This window comes from Paenibacillus allorhizosphaerae (assembly GCF_042659105.1).
Taxonomy (GTDB): Bacteria; Bacillota; Bacilli; order Paenibacillales; family NBRC-103111; genus Paenibacillus_G; species Paenibacillus_G allorhizosphaerae.
Window position 1 is genome coordinate 70,754 of the sequence record NZ_JBHSRV010000011.1, and the last position, 17,712, is coordinate 88,465.

Consider the following 17,712-nt stretch of genomic DNA (forward strand, 5'->3'; position numbering starts at 1 on the left):
TCCATATAAACTGTGCTGTTTCCTCCATTATACCTTAACCACGGGAAAGCGCTCCGATGCGCAAAGTTGCACTCTTTTTTCATAAAAGCTGATATAATAACTTTAATACATAATGAAGACTGGAGAGAACGCTTTGTGTTGAACAAGAGGGCTTTTCTTACGATCGCCTGCACAGCTGCCGCCTTCCTGGCAATCCCCTGGAGTTCTCTGGCCGAAGAGTCCGCTGCCGCCCAAGCGAATACCGCTTATTCCGCCGCGGCTGTCGTTCCCAAGCTGGTCATCAACGGCGTCGTGTTTCGTCCGACTCCGGACATTCACGAGGAGCAACCGATCTATTTGGGCGGGCGCGACGGCCAAACGTTGTTCGTTCCGATCCGCAGTGTTCTGGAACGACTAGGATATACCGTATTTTGGGACGAGTCCGCGCAAGAACTCGATGCTTCCAAAGCAACCCAAACAATTCGGCACAAAATAGGAACAACCCTTTGGCGTATTCAAGAGAATACATTCCATCTGGACGATGTCTCCGTCATTCATAACGGCGCGTCATGGATGCCCGCGGAAGCGGTCGCCTCCTCCATTGGCTACCGTACCGCATGGAATCCGCTATCGCAAACGTTGTATTTGAAACCGAGTTTATCGGCATCGATCTCCGATACGCTAAACGGCTTGAACGGCCCGCTTACGTTGAACCTGTCCAAATCGAACGGTTCGCCTCAGCAAACAGGCGAGCTTCTGCTGAACGGCAGCGAGCTATGGTATGAAGGCGATCTGGCTGCCGCCAAGCCGGATGGCTTCGGGAAACTGTTCGAGGATGGAAGACTGGTGTATGAAGGGCGTTTCCGCAGCGGCCAGCCCGATGGGAGCGGTACTTATTATTACCCTGACGGGAGCCGGTATATCGGCCAGTGGACCAACGGTCTGCAGACCGGCGAAGGTAAACTGCTGTCCGGCAGCGGAGCATGGATTTATTCCGGCGACTGGATCAACGGAATCAAGCAAGGCTTCGGCCGTTTTTACCAAAGCAACAGCAAGCTCAACTATGAAGGCGGCGTCTCGCAAAACAAGCGAAACGGACGCGGCGTAGCCTTCGATGCCTCCGGCGTGAAAACATATGACGGCGATTGGCGAAACGGCGTTCGTGCCGGGCAGGGCAAAGCCTACGATGCCAGCGGCAAAATCGTGTATGACGGCGAATGGAGCGATGATGTGCGCAGCGGCTCCGGACGTTCGTTCCGCGTGGAAAGCCTGGAATGGATTTATACGGACGCGCAGAAAAGGGAAGTCAAGAAAAACGAACCCACTACTATGATAACGCAAGAAACGTATTATCAAGGCAAGCTGCTTACCCAAGGGACCACTTACGCCTATACCGGAGAAGTTCTGGAAGACGGCACTCCGAACGGAAAAGGCACACTGCGCGTGAAAACCGGGGATCGGTTTTCTTCTGTTTTCGGTATTAAAGATGCATTTCGCGACGCCTTCGAAGGTGAATACCAATCCGGCAAGCAGACGGGCTACGGCAAGCTGTACGATGACCAAAATCGGGTCATTTATCAAGGGGAACTCGTGGACGGCAAACGAAATGGACTCGGAAACGCGTTTGACAAAGGGATGCTGGTGTTCGAAGGCTACTGGGAGGACGACCGGGAAACGGGGATCGGTCGCCGGTATACTTACAACACTGGCATGACTGCCGCGTCGCTCGCGGGGCGATCGGAAGCGACAGTCGAGGAAGGCCGGTACCAAGATGGCAGACTGGCGGAGAAGCTCGGTCGGTACATCTACTCCGGTTCTTTTGCCGGGGGCATGCCGAACGGTTACGGCACGATGACGCTCATGCACGACTATGTGCACAATGACGGCCCCAAGTCGCTTACGCGCAGCAACGAAACGGGATGGATCGAATATGAAGGCGATTTCGTGAACGCGCTGCGTGAGGGGAAAGGCAAGCTGTTCGAAAAAAATAAGCTCGTCTACGAAGGAGATTTCGTGAAAGGGCGACGCGAAGGCATAGGAAAAGCATATCACTTAAGCAGCAATACGGTTTATGAAGGTGCTTTTCAAAGCGATTTGAAAAACGGCTACGGCCGCATATACGACAGCCTTAGATCTTCCCGTACGCTTTTGTTCGAAGGAAGTTTTCGCGGCGACCGGAAGAACGGCCAAGGCAAGCTGTATTATTCCGATAACGGCAATCTCCAGTATGAAGGGTCGTTCAAGGACGACTTGAAGGACGGATTCGGCAAGCTGTATTATGCCGACGGCATTACCACGTATTACGAAGGCGAATTCCGGGATGATATGACAATAGAAGAATTCCGCATGAAAAACAAATAAGGACGGGGGCAATCGGGCTATGTTGCGGAAACGGATCGTGATATTTTCCGGCGGCACGCTCGGCGAGTGGGCCGTTCAAGAAATTCGCGAGGGCGACGTGCTGGTCGGCGCGGACCGCGGCGCGCTCTACTTGATACGGCACGGCTATGCGCCGGATATGGCGCTCGGCGACTTCGACTCGGTAACGGACAGCGAAGTCGAGCAAATCCGCCATGCCAGCAGGCAGTTCGTCTCCTGCGATCCGGTGATGAAAGACTGGACGGACACGGAAATGGCCTTTACCTGGGCGCTGGAACAGGGCGTGGAGGAGCTTGTGCTATGCGGCGCGCTCGGCACGCGATGGGATCATTCGCTGGCCAACGTTCACTTGCTGCGAAGATCGCTTGATCGCGGCGTCGCTTGCCGTATTGTAGACGCCTGCAACGAGCTGATGCTAACGGACAATCGCACCGTGTTGACGGTAAGGCGGGGCCGCTTCGATCATGTCTCGCTTCTCCCGCTCAGTCTGAACGTCACCGGCATCACGCTTAGCGGATTTCGATATCCGCTTCATGAAGCAACGTTAACGATAGGTCAATCTTTGGGCATCAGCAATGTGCTGCTCGGCGAACACGGCTCCATCGCCGTCCGGGAAGGCTTGCTGCTTGTCATTCAAAGCACGGATCGGACATGGTCCTGATCTTGCTCAGCGCCCGGCATATACAAAGAAAGGCACCTTCCTTTATTTTCGGATGATGCCTTCTTTTATTTTGATAATCTACTATGAATGTTAGAGTTGAGGAGCATTTAAAGCGGTTTTTATCGTTTGCAAGTCGAACTGAATTTGCTCTTTCACGTCCCACGGATGGTAGCAAGGCTTGGTTTTCGACCAACAATTAAAAGCATTAATGCAAAAAGACGTGCAGCAGACGATGCAAGACATCGTCGATTTGCAGGCTTTATATAGTTATGCTTGATCGCCGACGCGATGACGACGGCGTGTTGGAGCGTCGATAATGCCGGAGTGAAAGACGGGGTTTTCGAGCGACTCGTGCGCCGCCAAATGTTCGTTGTTCATCATTCACTCACCTCCGAATCATACGGCAGTTGTATTTTTCAGTATTTTTGGCGAGCTTATACATGGTGTTGTTTTCATATACGCAACTCGCAGCGGGTGGATTTTATGAGGGAGAGCAGTATAATTGTTTTATGGACGATAGCATATTTTGCTAATGATCATATACTATCCCGACAACGAACTACGGAGGTCCCATGAATACTTTTCATTTTATCGGCATTAAAGGCAGCGGAATGAGTGCGCTCGCTCAAATTCTCTCGGATCTTGGACATCAGGTGCAGGGGGAAGATATCGAGTCGTTTCTGTATACGCAGGCGCCGCTGGAAGCCCGTAACATTCCGCTCTATCCGTTCGGAGAGGCGCCCTTGTCGTCCACGATGCAGGTCATTGCCTCTAACGCTTTTGACGACAACCATCCGTCCATCATCCGCTGCCAACAACTGGGCATGGCGGTTCACCGGTATCACCATTTTCTCGGCGAACGGATTAAAGGCTATACCAGCGTTGCGATCACGGGAGCTCACGGCAAAACGACGACGACCGGCATGATCACGCATGCGCTTCATGGGTGCGAGCCCGTATGCAGCCTCATTGGAGACGGAACCGGGACCGGGGTGTCGGGCGCCCGCTTATTTGTGTTCGAAAGCTGCGAGTACAAGCGTCATTTTCTGGCGTATCAGCCCGATATTGCGGTGATTACGAATATTGATTTTGACCACCCTGACTATTTCAAGGATATTGACGATGTTCGCAGCGCTTTTGAAGCCATGGCTGCTTTAACGGGCAAACAGTTGGTCGTATGCGGGGACGATCCGCAGATTCGCATGCTGCAAACGGATACGAACATTTTGTACTATGGGTTCGGTGCGGACAACGATCTCAGGGCAACTAATCTCATCGTTACGAACAACGGAACGGCCTTCGATGTTAGCTATAAAGATAAGCGCATTCATCAGTTCGACATCCCTTCGTTCGGAAAACATAATGTACTGAATGCATTGGCGGTCATTGGAGTGGCGTTGGTATTGGACCAAGATATGGATATGGTCAAATCCCGCTTGGCTACGTTTACAGGAGTGCAGCGGAGGTTTACCGAAAAGCCGTGGGGCACGAACATCGTTATTGACGATTACGCCCACCACCCGTCCGAGATTCGAGCGACGCTCGAAGCGGTAAGAAGCAAATATCCTCAGAAAAAAGTCGTCGGCATATTCCAGCCGCATACGTTCAGCCGGTTGGAAAAATTAATGGACGATTTTGCTCTCTCGCTACAAGACGCCGATGACGTGTTCCTTTGTCAAATCTTCGGATCAGCCAGGGAATCCGCCGGCACGGTCTCGATCGACGACCTGCGAACGCGAATTCCTAACGCCCGTCTCGTTTCCGATAACATCACGTCCGACATGTCCGCCTATAACGATTCCATCCTTGTGTTTATGGGGGCCGGCGACATCCAGAAATATCAAGATGTGCTGTTCCGGTCTTGATCTGCATTACTTAAGGCCATCGGGCGAAGAAGTTTTACTTCTGCCGCTAGATGGCCTTACTGCTCGTACAATGGGTTTTATTGAACCATTCGCGTTTGGACATGAAACCTGTAATATTACAGCTTATGTATGGTGTCCCGTTTCCCTTCCGACCATGAAGCCGGGTCCGACATCCATTGCACCAATAAATGGGCAACAGACTCAGGCGTTCGAAGCAGGCCGTTGTCCCGGCTTTGGCGAAAGAACGCGCTTGACGGAAATTGTTCCTCCCTCGCTTCCCGTGCCGCGGTCTGCATCGGGGTATCCATCATGCCCGGATCGACGGCGGCGACCTGCACGCCGTAAGGCAAGCCGCGCTGTTCCATGTGCAAACAACGGACTAGCATATTGAGGCCGGCTTTGGCGCTGCAGTATAAACTCATGCCTGCCATCGGGTATTCGGCGGATCCTGAAGAAATGAAAATGAGCTTTTTCGGAACGTGCAGCGGCTGAACTCGCTTTATCCAGAGCGAAGAAAACAGGACAGGCGATAGTAGATTCAGGTTCAAGCTTGCGCTGATTTCGTCCAGCGTATGACGGTCCAGATGCTTAAAGGGGGCCGCGTTCGCAGCATTATGAATCAGGCAAACGGACGTCGGTTGCACACTGCTCTTTGCGATGACTTCCATCAGCCGATCAATGCAGCCCGGCAGCTCGTCCGTTTTGGACAAATCTTGTCCAATATGCGTAAATAGACCACCGGTTTGTTCGGCTTGTCTAACAAGCGATATCGGCGATGTACGAGAAATGGACACCACGTGTTGATCCGGCCGCAGCAGCAGCCGCGCCGTTTCTATACCGAGGCCGGACGATGCGCCTGTAATGATGTAATAATGCACGAATACACTCCTCCCTATTCATATATCTTTCTAAATGCTACCACGTAAATGGCTCGCTGTCTCTCTCTTAACCGATTCTTCCTAATCGCTCATTCAATGAATGCTGCGCTTCCATTGACAAAGCTTCCCGTCACTTTGTTGTTCATACTCACCGCTCCGGCGGGCATACTAACGTGCGAATCGATCTTGAAGGAGGGTTGTGGCACTTATGTCAGAAGACAAACGCATGCAGCCGGCATCCGGTGAAGAAGTCGAAACCGACGGCGTATACGAAAATGAATGGGGCCGCGAGGAAACGTTAAAACGAGGCGATGAATTCCCCTATGACCCGGTCATGGGGCAAACGGAGTGGGAGCTCGTCAGCCTTCCTCTTGAAAGCCAGGAAGACGATATGTATAAGGATACGAAGCCGAATACGAAGAAACGGATGCACCGCGACTTCGGCACCCGCAGTCCCAAAAAATAAGCACACGATCCATATAAAGATCAGAAACGCTGTAGAAAAAGCGCCTGCTCCCATGCAATCGGAGAAGGCGCTTTGTATTGGACTTCGGCTGTTATACGTAGTCGATCTTAATGAAGTTGGTCGTTCCGGACTTGCCCGCAGGCACGCCGGCGGTGACGACTACAAGATCGCCCCGTTCCAGCAGCCCAAGACGCGAACCGCTGTGCACCGCGGAATGAAACATCTCGTCCGTTGTATCGACGCGCTCACCTTGGACCGGAATGACGCCCCAGACCAGGCACAGCCGCCGCAGCACTTCTTCATGAGGAGTTACCGCGATGATCGGTGCTTTCGGGCGGTATTTCGACACCATTCGCGCCGTAAAGCCGGTTTCGGTCGGGGTAATGATCGCCTTCGCTCCAAGTTCCAGGGACGCGCCCACCGCGGACTGACTGACGACCTCCGTAATGTCGGTCTTCTGCAAGGCGCTTTTTTGCGCCAACAGCTCGGCATATGGAATGGTCGATTCCGCTTTTTCCGCGATCGCCGCCATCGTCTGAACGGATTCCACCGGGTATTTCCCCGCAGCCGTCTCGCCCGATAGCATGATGACGTCGGTTCCGTCCAGCACGGCATTGGCTACGTCGCTCGCCTCGGCACGGGTCGGACGCGGGTTAACCTGCATTGAATCAAGCATATGCGTAGCGGTGATGACCGGCTTTCCGGCCAAATTGCATTTGTGGATCATCTGCTTCTGAATGAGCGGCACATCCTCGACCGGGATCTCTACGCCAAGATCGCCCCGCGCCACCATCAATCCGTCCGAAGCGGCCAAAATCGCATCAAGCGCTTCGACGCCCTCCTCGTTCTCGATCTTCGAGATGAGCTGAATATACCCCGCCTCGCGGCTTTCCAGCATTTCGCGAATATACAAAATATCTTCCGCTCTGCGCACAAACGACACCGCGATCATATCGATCCGCTCCTCAATGCCGAACAATATATGCTGTTCGTCCCGCTCCGTTACGCCCGGCAGCGAAGTGCGAATGCCCGGCAAATTGACGCCTTTTCGCGACTTGATGGTGCCGCCGTTTACGATACGGCAGTGGATTTCCGTTCCTGCGATTCGCTCCACCTTCAGTTCGATCAAGCCGTCGTCCAGCAAAATACTGTTGCCGACCGTCACGTCGTTCGGCAGCTCCGCGTAAGAAACGGAAATCCGGCTCGCATCCCCTTCGATACGTTCGGTTGTAAGCGTCAGCGAATCCCCGGTCTGAAGCTCGTATGCTTTTTCCTTCAGCAGGCCGATTCGAATTTCCGGTCCTTTGATGTCGAGCATAATGGCTACAGGAATACCGGTTTCGCGCGACGCCTGCCGGATGTTGCGTATTCTTGCCCGCTGCTCCTCGATTTCGCCGTGCGCGAGATTCAGCCTTGCCACGTTCATTCCTGCTTCAATCAGCTGCTTGAGTACCTCCACCGAATCGCATGACGGGCCCATCGTGCAAATGATTTTTGTTTTACGCATGTCCTGATCGCCTTCCCTGTCCCATGATCTGATTTGAATGTGCTCATTGTAACGCTGGAGGCGAAAAGTGACTATGAACTATAGTATGGCTATTGTATAATAGTATGATCATTGGAAGGGAGGGAATCGTATGCGGCTGCAGATCGATAACGTTCGGCATGATGCGGGCCCGGTGAAGTGGTATGAGGAGGCGGAGAGAGAAAGTCCGGTCTGGACACTCATTCTCGTCGGCTACGGCAAATGTCTGTATTGGGTTGAAGGAGAAAAGCTGCTGCTGGAAAAAGGCGACCTCGCCCTTATTCCGGATCATACCGTTTTTTACGGCAAAACGATTCCTTCCATATCGCACGAAAAATACGTCGTCACCTTCTCGCACGAGGATGGCGCTTCCATGCTTCCGCTGCTCGGCGCGCACCGCTACATTCGGCTGCGCACCGGCAAATACGAGCTGCTGCTGAGCCGCATGCAGTCGATGAAGGAGCAGTGGATCGAGCGTCATCCGTATTACCAGACGATGTGCCAGGCACTGCTGCTTGAGACGTTGACGCATATGAACCGGGAAGTCGACGAAGGCGAACACTCCTCCATCAAGTACCGGCATACCGAGCTGATGAAAACGTATATTCAGAACCATTACCGGGAAAAGGTGACAAAAGAACATCTGGCCGCCGTCATCGAAAAAAGCCCCAACCACGCCGCGGTCTTATTCCGCGAGGTGACGGGGCAAACGATCAGCGATTATGTCAATGCGCTGCGAATCAAAACCGCAGTGTACTTGCTGCGGCATTCGCAACGAGCGATCGCCGATATCGCCGATTATTTGGGCTATTGCGACGCGTCGTACTTTCACCGGGTATTCAAACGCGAGACGGGACGAGCGCCGTCGGCTTATGTGATGGACAGGGAACCGGCGCAGCTCTAACCCTTAAGGCCGGCTTGCCGGTCTTCTGTTTCCCTAGAAAACCTTTTGTCTTACTTTCGTCCGTAATCCGCCTTGATCTCGCCCCACGCTTTCGTGTCCCATTTTAATATCGGATTCGAGTAGCTGTTTTGCCGCAGCCAGGCTTCCGCCCGGTCCACAAGCGCCCATATTTCCTGCGTGGAGGCGTCCCTCGGCAAATTGGAAGCGACCCGTTTATTGCGCACCCAACTGAGCGCCGTCACGGAATCGCTGTAAATGGTCATATTGCTCCCTTTTTTCTTCAGGAAGGCGAGCGCATGAACGATCGCGAGAAACTCGCCCATGTTGTTCGTCCCTTTGGAGATAGGCGGATGCTCAAATATGACTTCGCCCGTCCGCGTATCCACGCCCTTGTACTCGACGATGCCGGGATTGCCGCTGCACCCGACGTCGACGGACAGGCTGTCGAGATTGGCTTCCGCCTTGGGCCTGCCGGCAGCGCTTGCCGAGGCGCGCCCGCTCGTCTTCGCGCCGCTGCCGGACGATCCGGCCGCTGTTTTCGCCGCAGCGCTGAACGCCTTCTTCCAGCCGGAGGTGAAAGCCGCTTTCGCCTCCGCTTCGCTCTCATACGCTTTGAACTTCGCCTGCGGGAACCCGTTCGTCTGCGCTTGACAATCCGCCCACGTCTTGTACACGCCGGGCTGACGCCCTTCCCATACTACATAAAACTTCGACTTCGCCACGCCGTTCCTCCTCTTGCGCTTCTATGCTTCAGCCCGCGGAAAGCTGCTTGAAAAAATCGATAAAATAGGCGCCGTACTTGAAAAACTTTGCTTCCCCGATGCCTTTGATCTTGAGCATCGCCGCCGGATTCGTCGGCTTCACCCCGCACATTTCGCGCAGCGTGCTGTCGGGAAACACGATATACGGCGGGATGCCTTCGCGCTTCGCAATTTCAGAACGCAGCTTCCGCAGCGCATCGAACAGCTCTGCTTCGACGTCCTGGACGACCGTTTCCACAGGCTTAACGCGCACCCGCTGCTCCACCCGTTCCGTTCCGGCCAACACCGCTCCGGCCTTCGGCGTAAGCCTCAGTACCGGGTACTTGCCCTCGGTCAGCTGCAGATAGCCTTCCGCGACGAGCAGCTGCATCAGATCGACGATGTCTTTCTCCGTCCGCTGCTTCATGAGGCCATACGTGCTCAGCTCGTCAAAGCCGAGCTCCAGCACCTTCTTGTTCCTTGAGCCCTTGAGCACCGAGGCGACGAGCGTCATCCCGAACCGCTCCCGCATGCGCCGGACACAGGAGAATATTTGCTGCGCCTCCAGCGTGATGTCCGTCAGCTGCAAGTCGGGACTGGAGCAGTTGCTGCACTGCCCGCAGTCGCTTCCCGTCTCGCCGCCGAAGTAGCGTACAATATACCGCTGCAAGCATTGCGGCGTATGACAGTAGTCCGCCATCTGCTGCAGCCGGCGGTATTCCTGCGCTTGGCGCTCGGGATCGGAGACCGACTGCTCGATCAGAAACTTCTGGATATGAATATCCTGCGGGGAGAACAGCAGCGTGCATTCGCTCGGTTCGCCGTCCCGCCCCGCACGGCCCGCTTCCTGGTAATAAGCTTCCATATTTTTCGGCATATTGTAGTGGATGACATACCGCACGTTCGATTTGTCGATGCCCATGCCGAACGCATTGCTCGCGACCATCACGCGCACTTCGTCGTACAGAAACTGCTCCTGCGCCTCGGCCCGCTCTTTATCGGTCATCCCGGCGTGATACTTGCCGGCGGACGTGCCTTGGCGCCGCAAATATTCGCACAGCTGGTCGACTTCCTTGCGCGTCGCCGCATAGACGATGCCTGCATCCCCGTGGTGCTCCCGAATGATGCCGGTCAGCACATCGCGCTTGTTCTCGCCTTTGACGACCGAGAACGACAAGTTTTCCCGCGCGAAACCGGTAACGTACACTCCCGGCTCGCGCAGCCGCAAATGCTTGACGATATCGTCCCGCACCTGATCCGTTGCCGTCGCCGTAAAGGCAGCGAGCAGCGGACGCTGCGGCAAATGGTCGACCAATTGGCTGACCCGCATATAGCTCGGCCGGAAGTCATGCCCCCACTGCGACACGCAATGCGCCTCATCGACGGCGATCATCGGTACAATCAGTTCCGACAGCAGGTCTAGGAATCGTTCCGATTCCAGCCGTTCCGGCGCCACGTAGAGCAGCTTGTACTCGCCGCGGGCCGCTTTGCGGATCCGCGTCTCAACCTGCGCGTACGACAGCGAGCTGTTGATGTATGTAGCCGGTACGCCGATGCTGTCGAGCCCGTCCACCTGATCCTTCATTAGGGAGATGAGCGGCGATACGACAATCGTCGTACCGCTCATCAACAAGGAAGGAATCTGGTAGCAGATCGATTTGCCTCCGCCCGTCGGCATAATGCCGAGCGTATCCCGGCCTTCCAGAATACTGGCGATGACTTTCTTCTGTCCGTCGCGGAAATCCGGGTACCCGTAATATTTTTTGAGCAGCTCTCTTGCTTCCCCCATCGTCGTTGTCAACTTCAGCTGCCTCCTTTTGCTGCAAGCCTTGATCGTATCGGCTGTCCGTCCCATAAAATTTCCGTCGGCGCTCGCCGTCCCTTCACTTCGGGTTCTTCCAGAAGAAGAAAAAAGTTTTTGGTCGGCAGCTCCCCTAACCCGTGCTTGGCGGAAAGCTTGTCGAGATAAGGCCGCATATTTTCCAAATTGCCCGACATGTTATCGCCTGCCTGGGAGAATGCATACAGCGCGCTCGCCACGGGCACCCGCTTCACCCGGCAAACGTCCGCCGCCCGCAGGAAGAAATCCCAATCCCAATAATGATACATCTCCGCGTCGAATTCGCCGAGCGGTTCATGCAACTCCCGCCGGTACAAGCAGCCGGACGCCACGAACGTGGAAAATTTCCGCATCGCGGCCACATCGTATTCATATGCGAAGACGAACCGGCTCGTCGGATGCCGCGTGCCCGCCTCGTCAAGAGCGTAGTCGAAAATTTCAACGTCGGAATACACCATGTCATAGCCTTCGACTTCCTGCAGCATCCGTTCGACATGCGAAGGCAGCAGCAGATCGTCATCGTCGCACAGCATGATATAATCCCCGCGAACGTGCTGCAGCCCCCGGTTGCGCGCATGCACGTGCTTCCGGTTGCTTTCCATGTTGACAATCGTCAAATCCAGCTCCCTGTACCATTCTCGCAGGTGGTCGACCGGTTCGCCGGCGTCGTTCACAATAATGATGTGCAAATTCCGATATGTTTGCCGCGAAAGCGACTCCAGCAGTTCAGCTAAAAAATCCGGCCGATTGTACGTTGGAATAATAACCGATACGAGCGGCTTTCCCATCGTTCATCATCGCTCCCCATTCCATCTTCTATTTCCCACTATACAAAAAAAACGGCAAAAGCGAAACCATTCCGCCGAACTAACAAAAGGAGCGAGGTTCGAGTGGAACCCGCTCCTTGCCGGCCCGCTTAAATCGGAAGCAGTTGCACCGTTTCCCGTCCTTTCAGCGATTCGACCATATCGTACCAAGCCCCCGGCTTCTGCGGCAATACGGCGTAATACCGCTCCAGAAACGCACGCACCAGCGCTGCCGGGACCGATGCCAGCTCTTCATCCGCTACAGGCATGAAGCACAAGTCGAGACCGTGCACCGCCTCCCCGTCGATTTGCCAGGACGGATGTACGTAATCAAGGTCAAGCTTCTTGTATCCCAAATGCGCGAGCACTTCGCGGCGGACATATGGATTCATCGGCTTCACGCCGCCGAACCCGAGGTCGCCAGCCAAGTACGGATTGTAAATTTCGGCAAACATGCCAAGCCATGGTCCGCCGGATTGCTTCACCACGGAACGCAGATCGCGCAGCCGCTGCTTGGCCAGAAACGGGCCGATGCCGAGCCCTTCACGGCCGATGATGGTGAAATCGGTCATCGCTACGTGCATATCGGTGTAATAGCGATACTCCGTCGCACCGACCACTTCGCCGTCATGAACGGCAACGAATACCCGAATGCCCGGGTCTTGAAGCGGTTCCGCCCACAACTCGAATTCCAGCACTTCTTCCGGCGGAAAAATCGTCTGCATCATCTCATGCATTTGACGAAAATACGGATCTTGAATATCGGTTATCCGGTGGTATAACATGCTTTATCCTCCTGTTAACAGGCGCTTGTGCCGCCCTTTATATCAATCTAATTTCAATCTGTTGCGTTGCTCCGAGCAAATACCGCTTCTCCATTATACCAGTACGCCTCGTCCGCCACCACAACGGGGGTAACTTGCGTCGATAACTATTCTACCATTTTTTACATTAATTCCCTTTGCATAAAGAACTCTTAATAGACTTGTTACATAGTTCGACAGACCCGCGAAATCCGCTCCTTTATAATTAGTTCATAAGTACTAATACTATCGAGGAGTGACGTATTGTGATGAATAAAGCAAGTTCGCTGCCGCTGACTCAAGAACTAGACGTACTGAAAATTATCGATGAGCTCGGTCTCGATCCTGACCGATTGATCGACTACTTTGCGGCAATCGAGTTCGAAGGGCTTGAATTTTTCATTTGAGCTACGGCACAGTTTCCTACATTTCTACACGACTGCCTTTCCACCCTGATGCGAACGCCGCGGCCAAGCTCCAAAGCGTTACCGTCCGGCCCCGCCTCTTCCAACGACTGCGGCATGATCCGCTCCAAACCATGCTTCCATTCCAATCGTCCGCCTCTATGGGGACTCCACATACCAAAGCAAGCCGACCTTACTCGCGGCTTCTTTGTCATATTTGCTTTGACGCAAACGGCAGCCATTATGTGAAGATGCTCGTGCATCTTCCAGCCAACCACGGTATGAACGTTTATTGCACCCCAAAAAAGCGCTTACATTTTAAGCCGTTTTCCAGTATAGTTGGAGTATCACGAACAGAGGGAGTGATCGTTATGCTGATGCGTTCCAGCGATTTTTATGAATCCCTGCCCCCGAGATGCTGTGATACTTGCGGCGAGCCGATGGAAGAATTGGCGGATTGCTATATCTGCACCTGTACCGCATGCCAGGGCATTACATTTTACCCGTTAAGCCCTGCGGTAAGCTACACACCCGGTTCTCCGCCGACAGCCGGTCCACCGGCCGCGCCGTCCGGCAACTATCCTTAGACGCTAAACCATAAACTCGATTGCAAACGAAAAACCCTCCAAAACGCCTGCCTTCCTGCGTTTATGGAGGGTTTTGTTCATCACAGCGCTTCCCGTACCTTCAAGCCGAACGAGCGTCCCGCCCGTGCCGGCATTCTCGGCTGCAGCTTCATGATCGCATCCCACGCCAGCGCGGATGACTGCTCGCAGCGAAACCGCCCGGCCTGCTCCTGCATCCGGCGAAGCCTCTCGCTGTTGAAAGCGAGTTCGAGCAGCTGGTCCCGCAGCGCCCGGTTCTCTTCCGCCCGGACCGCTACCCCGGCCCGCTCCAGCACTCCGGCGTTGTCCTCTTCCTGACCCGGGATCGGCTTGTACAACAGCATCGGCAGCTCCATCGCTACCGCCTCGGCCGTCGTCAAACCGCCCGGTTTGGTCACGAGCAAATCGGCGACAGCCATCCACTCGTGGATTTCCTCCACGAATCCTTTGACGATCACATGTCCCGCTCCGCAGCGGCGCGCTTCTTCTTCCAGCTCTCGCCGCACCTCGGCATTGTTGCCGCAAACAATAACCGTTTGCAGCTTCTCTCTAACCGCAGACGAGCGAATCAGCATCCGGATTTCGTCGCCGAACATCCCGCCGCCGCCCCCCATGACTAGCACCGTAGGCCGTTCGGGCGACAGACCGAGCGAGTTGTACAGCGAGCCGCGATCCGGCGTATCGAAAAATCGCTGCCGCACCGGAATGCCGGTCACGCACAGCCGGCTGGACACGATGCCGCGCCGGCCCAATGCTTCCGCCACCGCCTCCGAACCGATCAAATACAAATCGGTGTGCGGATGCAGCCATAAGCTGTGATCGGTATGATCGGTGATCACGGTCACGAGCGGCACGCGCAGCAGCCCTTTTTCCTTCAGCAGCGATACGGCCGCGGCGGCAAGCGGGAAGGTGCAGACGATCACGTCCGGGCGCGTCGAAGCGATCAGTTCCGTCAGCTTGCCGAGGCCGATGCTGAGGAACGAGCGAAACGAGATCGACATCCGGTCAAGCTCCCGCGTTTTTTTATATAAATAACCGTATAGCAATGGCGCCTTCTCCACGCCTCTCAGAAAAAAATATTTGATGATCGGATGAAGACCCGGATATACCTGGCGCATAAAATTAACGACTTCCGTCTGAATTCTCAGCCGCGGCAAGCCGCATGCTTCCGCCAGTGCCCGCGCAGCCTGATTATGGCCCTCTCCCAAATCTCCTGACAGCAGCAGCACACGCATTGGACGCTGATCCGCTTCGAATCGATTCATCATTCATGACTCCCTTGCTTCCGTATTCCTGCGATTCTCTATCTGTATATTAAACTATATTGTATATAAAATCTCTTGCGAAAACCTTAACAGTTCCTTAAGTATACCAATATCTCAAAAATGAAGCGGCCCGCACCCAAAAAACAATGGCATCGCTCCTTCTGGGCGAATACACTATCCCATCGTTACTATTATACGCAAGGAGGTTGTCATTGGAATATGGAACGTTATCCAAAATATACTTACTATTCCAAGGAAACGAAGTGCGAAACGCTGCCGGTCCCTTTTCCTCCCCAGCATCAGCCGCAGCAGCCGGGACTGGAGTACATGATGACGCCCCGTCCGATCTATGAGAACCCGAATTACACGGGCAGCGGGAAGCTGAAAGACAAAGTGGCGTTCATCACCGGGGGCGACAGCGGCATCGGGCGGGCGACCGCCATCGCCTTTGCCAAGGAAGGCGCGGACATTGCATTTACTTATTTGTACGAACAGCCTGACGCGGACGAGACGCAGCAGCGCATCGAAGAGCTCGGAAGGCGCTGTCTTGCCTTGAAAGTCGACATGCGCAGCAAAGCGAACTGTACGGCCGCCGTTCTGCAAGCCGTGCAGACGTTCGGGAAGCTGAATATCGTCGTCAACAACCAAGGCGTCCAGTATCCTCAGAACAGCGTGCTTCATATTACGGAAGAGCAGCTCGAACAAACGTTCCGCACGAATATTTTCGCTTTTTTCTTCGTGACGCAGGCGGCGCTGCCGCATTTGAAAGAAGGCGACGCCATCATCAATACGGCTTCCATTACCGCTTATCAAGGCGAGCCGACGCTTATCGACTATTCGTCCACGAAGGGCGCCATCGTCACCTTTACGCGGTCGCTGGCCTTGTCCATCGTAGACCAAGGCATCCGCGTCAACGCGGTCGCACCGGGGCCGATCTGGACCCCGCTTATCGTATCGAGCTATTCCGCGGAGAAAGTGAGCGTCTTCGGCCGTGAAACGCCGATGAAGCGGGCCGGACAGCCGTTTGAGCTGGCGCCGGCATTCGTCTACTTGGCGAGCGACGACTCCCGCTATGTCACCGGGGAAACGCTCCACGTCAACGGCGGCGATTTCATCACTTCTTGAGCCCGCTCGACGCCCCCGCCTCCAGCAATCCAAGGACGCTGCGAATCCGGCTGTTCAGGGCGGCCGGATCGGCCTGCGGGATCTGGTTGTCCGTCAGCCGGTAACGCTGCTTCAGCGTCAATATGCGATAGACGCTCTCTTCGATGCGCTGCATCGGCAGCGTACCTGCCTGCGCTGCATCCTTGACCGCGCGGAACACCGACAGCTCCTGCTCGCGCCCATGTCCTACGAGCAGCACGTCGCTCCCGGCGGCGATCGATTGCACCGCCGCTTTCGCGAGGTCGTAATGCTGGACGACCGCGCCCATCGTCAAGTCGTCGGTAATAACAACGCCTTCGAAGCCCATTTCTTTGCGCAGCAGGTCGGTGACGACGGCTTTGGAGAACGAAGCGGGCGCCGCCGAATCCAATTTCGGCAGCAAGATATGAGCAACCATGACGGCATCCGCACCGGCTCTTACAGCCTCGCCGAACGGCTTAAGCTCCAGCGAGCGCAGCCGGTCCAGATCGTGATTGACGATTGGCAAGCCGACATGCGAGTCGACCGAAGTGTCGCCATGGCCCGGAAAATGCTTCACGACCGGGATTACGTTCCGCGACTGAAGTCCTTTCATCGTCTGCATACCGAGCTTGCCGACCAGCTCGGCGTTATTGCCGAAGGAACGGTCGCCGATGACGGGATTGTTCGGGTTGCTGTTTACGTCAAGCACGGGGGCGAAATCCATATTCAACCCGTAGGCAGACAGCATGTCTCCCAGCGTCTGCCCGATTTGCAGCGAGACTTCCGGCTTGTTCGCCTTGCCGATCTTCTGTGCGGACGGTATTTTTACAAGCTCGTCCGGCATTCGGGTGACGCGGCCGCCTTCTTCGTCCACGCTCATCCAGAGCGGAATCCCGCTTACCGCCCGGTTCGCTTCCTTCAGCGCGCCCGTAAGCTGCTGAAGCTGGCGGCCGTCTTTGACATTGTTTTTATATAAAATAAATCCGCCGACGTGATACGTCACGATCAGTTCCTTGACAGGCTCGCTCAGCTCATCGCCGTCCAGCCCGACAAGCAGCAGCTGGCCGATCTTCTCATCCAATGTCATCTTTGCGATTTGTGCCTTGATCGAATCCTCCGGTTGCGGCGTATGAATGGTTGCGCCGCTTCCTTCGGGCGCGGGAGGCTTGTCTTTGCCGCAACCCGAGACTGCGGTCAGAACCGCCATAAGCACAACCGATAACAAGTAGGTGTTGCGGCGATTTCCGGTTCGATGGTTTGACATCGTTCACGGCTCCTTTCCAATAGGTCTGCCTACATGTTATTTTCCCCTCATAGCCCAAGCTCGTATACGGTTTAACATGTAAGCGTACACTCCCCCTTCATTACCAAACGGCGCAACAACCCGCTAAGTTGCAGGTGGAGCATGCGAAATGACCTTTAGATAAAGAAACCTCCGCTACCGCAGATCCTGTTCTGCGACATACT

Annotated in this window: 16 protein-coding genes and 1 pseudogene; 9 read left to right on the top strand and 8 right to left on the bottom strand. The window is 54.8% G+C overall.

Annotation, left to right across the window (positions count from 1 at the left end):
- The first annotated feature begins 135 nt into the window (after window positions 1-135).
- The 4 genes and pseudogenes from ACFQI7_RS28655 (at window position 136) to murC (ending at window position 4,884) form a co-directional block, all read left to right on the top strand.
- Window positions 136-2,340 (top strand): stalk domain-containing protein, encoded by a 2,205-nt coding sequence (locus ACFQI7_RS28655; RefSeq protein ID WP_218100902.1) that lies wholly within the window; start codon window positions 136-138, stop codon window positions 2,338-2,340.
- Between the two features lie 19 nt (window positions 2,341-2,359).
- Window positions 2,360-3,019 carry a thiamine diphosphokinase gene (locus tag ACFQI7_RS28660; protein WP_218100903.1) on the top strand — a complete coding sequence of 220 codons (660 nt, stop codon included), beginning with the start codon at window positions 2,360-2,362 and terminating at the stop codon, window positions 3,017-3,019.
- A gap of 172 nt (window positions 3,020-3,191) precedes the next feature.
- A pseudogene (locus tag ACFQI7_RS28665) lies at window positions 3,192-3,296 on the top strand (spore gernimation protein GerQ); the annotation flags it as partial.
- 295 nt (window positions 3,297-3,591) lie between these two features.
- Window positions 3,592-4,884: a UDP-N-acetylmuramate--L-alanine ligase gene (murC, locus tag ACFQI7_RS28670; RefSeq protein ID WP_218100904.1), complete on the top strand. Its 1,293-nt coding sequence runs from the start codon at window positions 3,592-3,594 to the stop codon at window positions 4,882-4,884.
- A gap of 116 nt (window positions 4,885-5,000) precedes the next feature.
- Here murC and ACFQI7_RS28675 read toward each other — a convergent pair whose 3' ends face one another.
- On the bottom strand, window positions 5,001-5,762 hold the full coding sequence (locus tag ACFQI7_RS28675) for an SDR family NAD(P)-dependent oxidoreductase (protein WP_218100905.1): 762 nt from the start codon (window positions 5,760-5,762) through the stop codon (window positions 5,001-5,003).
- A gap of 208 nt (window positions 5,763-5,970) precedes the next feature.
- Between ACFQI7_RS28675 and ACFQI7_RS28680 the strand changes: the two genes are divergently transcribed.
- Window positions 5,971-6,228, top strand: coding sequence for a hypothetical protein (locus tag ACFQI7_RS28680; protein WP_218100906.1), 258 nt, complete (start codon window positions 5,971-5,973; stop codon window positions 6,226-6,228).
- A 91-nt stretch (window positions 6,229-6,319) separates the two neighbouring features.
- On the opposite strand, the gene pyk is transcribed toward ACFQI7_RS28680, so the two are convergent.
- Window positions 6,320-7,735 (bottom strand): pyruvate kinase, encoded by a 1,416-nt coding sequence (gene pyk, locus ACFQI7_RS28685; protein WP_218100907.1) that lies wholly within the window; start codon window positions 7,733-7,735, stop codon window positions 6,320-6,322.
- Between the two features lie 130 nt (window positions 7,736-7,865).
- Between pyk and ACFQI7_RS28690 the strand changes: the two genes are divergently transcribed.
- The gene (locus tag ACFQI7_RS28690) at window positions 7,866-8,657 is read left to right on the top strand and encodes a helix-turn-helix transcriptional regulator (protein WP_218100908.1); all 792 of its coding nucleotides are present in this window, start codon (window positions 7,866-7,868) and stop codon (window positions 8,655-8,657) included.
- A gap of 50 nt (window positions 8,658-8,707) precedes the next feature.
- Here ACFQI7_RS28690 and rnhA read toward each other — a convergent pair whose 3' ends face one another.
- The 4 genes from rnhA to ACFQI7_RS28710 form a co-directional block, all read right to left on the bottom strand.
- On the bottom strand, window positions 8,708-9,379 hold the full coding sequence (rnhA, locus tag ACFQI7_RS28695; protein ID WP_218100909.1) for a ribonuclease H: 672 nt from the start codon (window positions 9,377-9,379) through the stop codon (window positions 8,708-8,710).
- 28 nt (window positions 9,380-9,407) lie between these two features.
- Window positions 9,408-11,186 carry a DNA helicase RecQ gene (recQ, locus tag ACFQI7_RS28700; RefSeq protein WP_218100991.1) on the bottom strand — a complete coding sequence of 593 codons (1,779 nt, stop codon included), beginning with the start codon at window positions 11,184-11,186 and terminating at the stop codon, window positions 9,408-9,410.
- A gap of 14 nt (window positions 11,187-11,200) precedes the next feature.
- On the bottom strand, window positions 11,201-12,025 hold the full coding sequence (locus ACFQI7_RS28705; protein ID WP_218100910.1) for a glycosyltransferase family 2 protein: 825 nt from the start codon (window positions 12,023-12,025) through the stop codon (window positions 11,201-11,203).
- Window positions 12,026-12,153: 128 nt separating this feature from the next.
- Entirely contained in the window at window positions 12,154-12,828 is a 675-nt protein-coding gene (locus ACFQI7_RS28710) for a GNAT family N-acetyltransferase (protein WP_218100911.1), read from the bottom strand.
- 284 nt (window positions 12,829-13,112) lie between these two features.
- Between ACFQI7_RS28710 and ACFQI7_RS28715 the strand changes: the two genes are divergently transcribed.
- Both ACFQI7_RS28715 and yhfH read left to right on the top strand, forming a co-directional pair.
- Window positions 13,113-13,253 (top strand): hypothetical protein, encoded by a 141-nt coding sequence (locus ACFQI7_RS28715; protein ID WP_218100912.1) that lies wholly within the window; start codon window positions 13,113-13,115, stop codon window positions 13,251-13,253.
- A 374-nt stretch (window positions 13,254-13,627) separates the two neighbouring features.
- Window positions 13,628-13,837 carry a protein YhfH gene (yhfH, locus tag ACFQI7_RS28720; RefSeq protein WP_230415293.1) on the top strand — a complete coding sequence of 70 codons (210 nt, stop codon included), beginning with the start codon at window positions 13,628-13,630 and terminating at the stop codon, window positions 13,835-13,837.
- Between the two features lie 80 nt (window positions 13,838-13,917).
- Here the strand turns inward: yhfH and ACFQI7_RS28725 are convergent, their stop codons facing one another.
- Window positions 13,918-15,123, bottom strand: a complete 1,206-nt coding sequence (locus ACFQI7_RS28725; protein WP_230415281.1) for an MGDG synthase family glycosyltransferase — start codon at window positions 15,121-15,123, stop codon at window positions 13,918-13,920.
- A 216-nt stretch (window positions 15,124-15,339) separates the two neighbouring features.
- Here ACFQI7_RS28725 and ACFQI7_RS28730 point away from each other — a divergent pair, with 216 nt between their 5' ends.
- Window positions 15,340-16,245 carry an SDR family oxidoreductase gene (locus ACFQI7_RS28730; RefSeq protein WP_218100914.1) on the top strand — a complete coding sequence of 302 codons (906 nt, stop codon included), beginning with the start codon at window positions 15,340-15,342 and terminating at the stop codon, window positions 16,243-16,245.
- On the opposite strand, the gene nagZ is transcribed toward ACFQI7_RS28730, so the two are convergent.
- Window positions 16,235-17,509, bottom strand: coding sequence for a beta-N-acetylhexosaminidase (gene nagZ / locus ACFQI7_RS28735; protein ID WP_218100915.1), 1,275 nt, complete (start codon window positions 17,507-17,509; stop codon window positions 16,235-16,237). The genes ACFQI7_RS28730 and nagZ overlap by 11 nt on opposite strands.
- Window positions 17,510-17,712 lie beyond the last annotated feature (203 nt).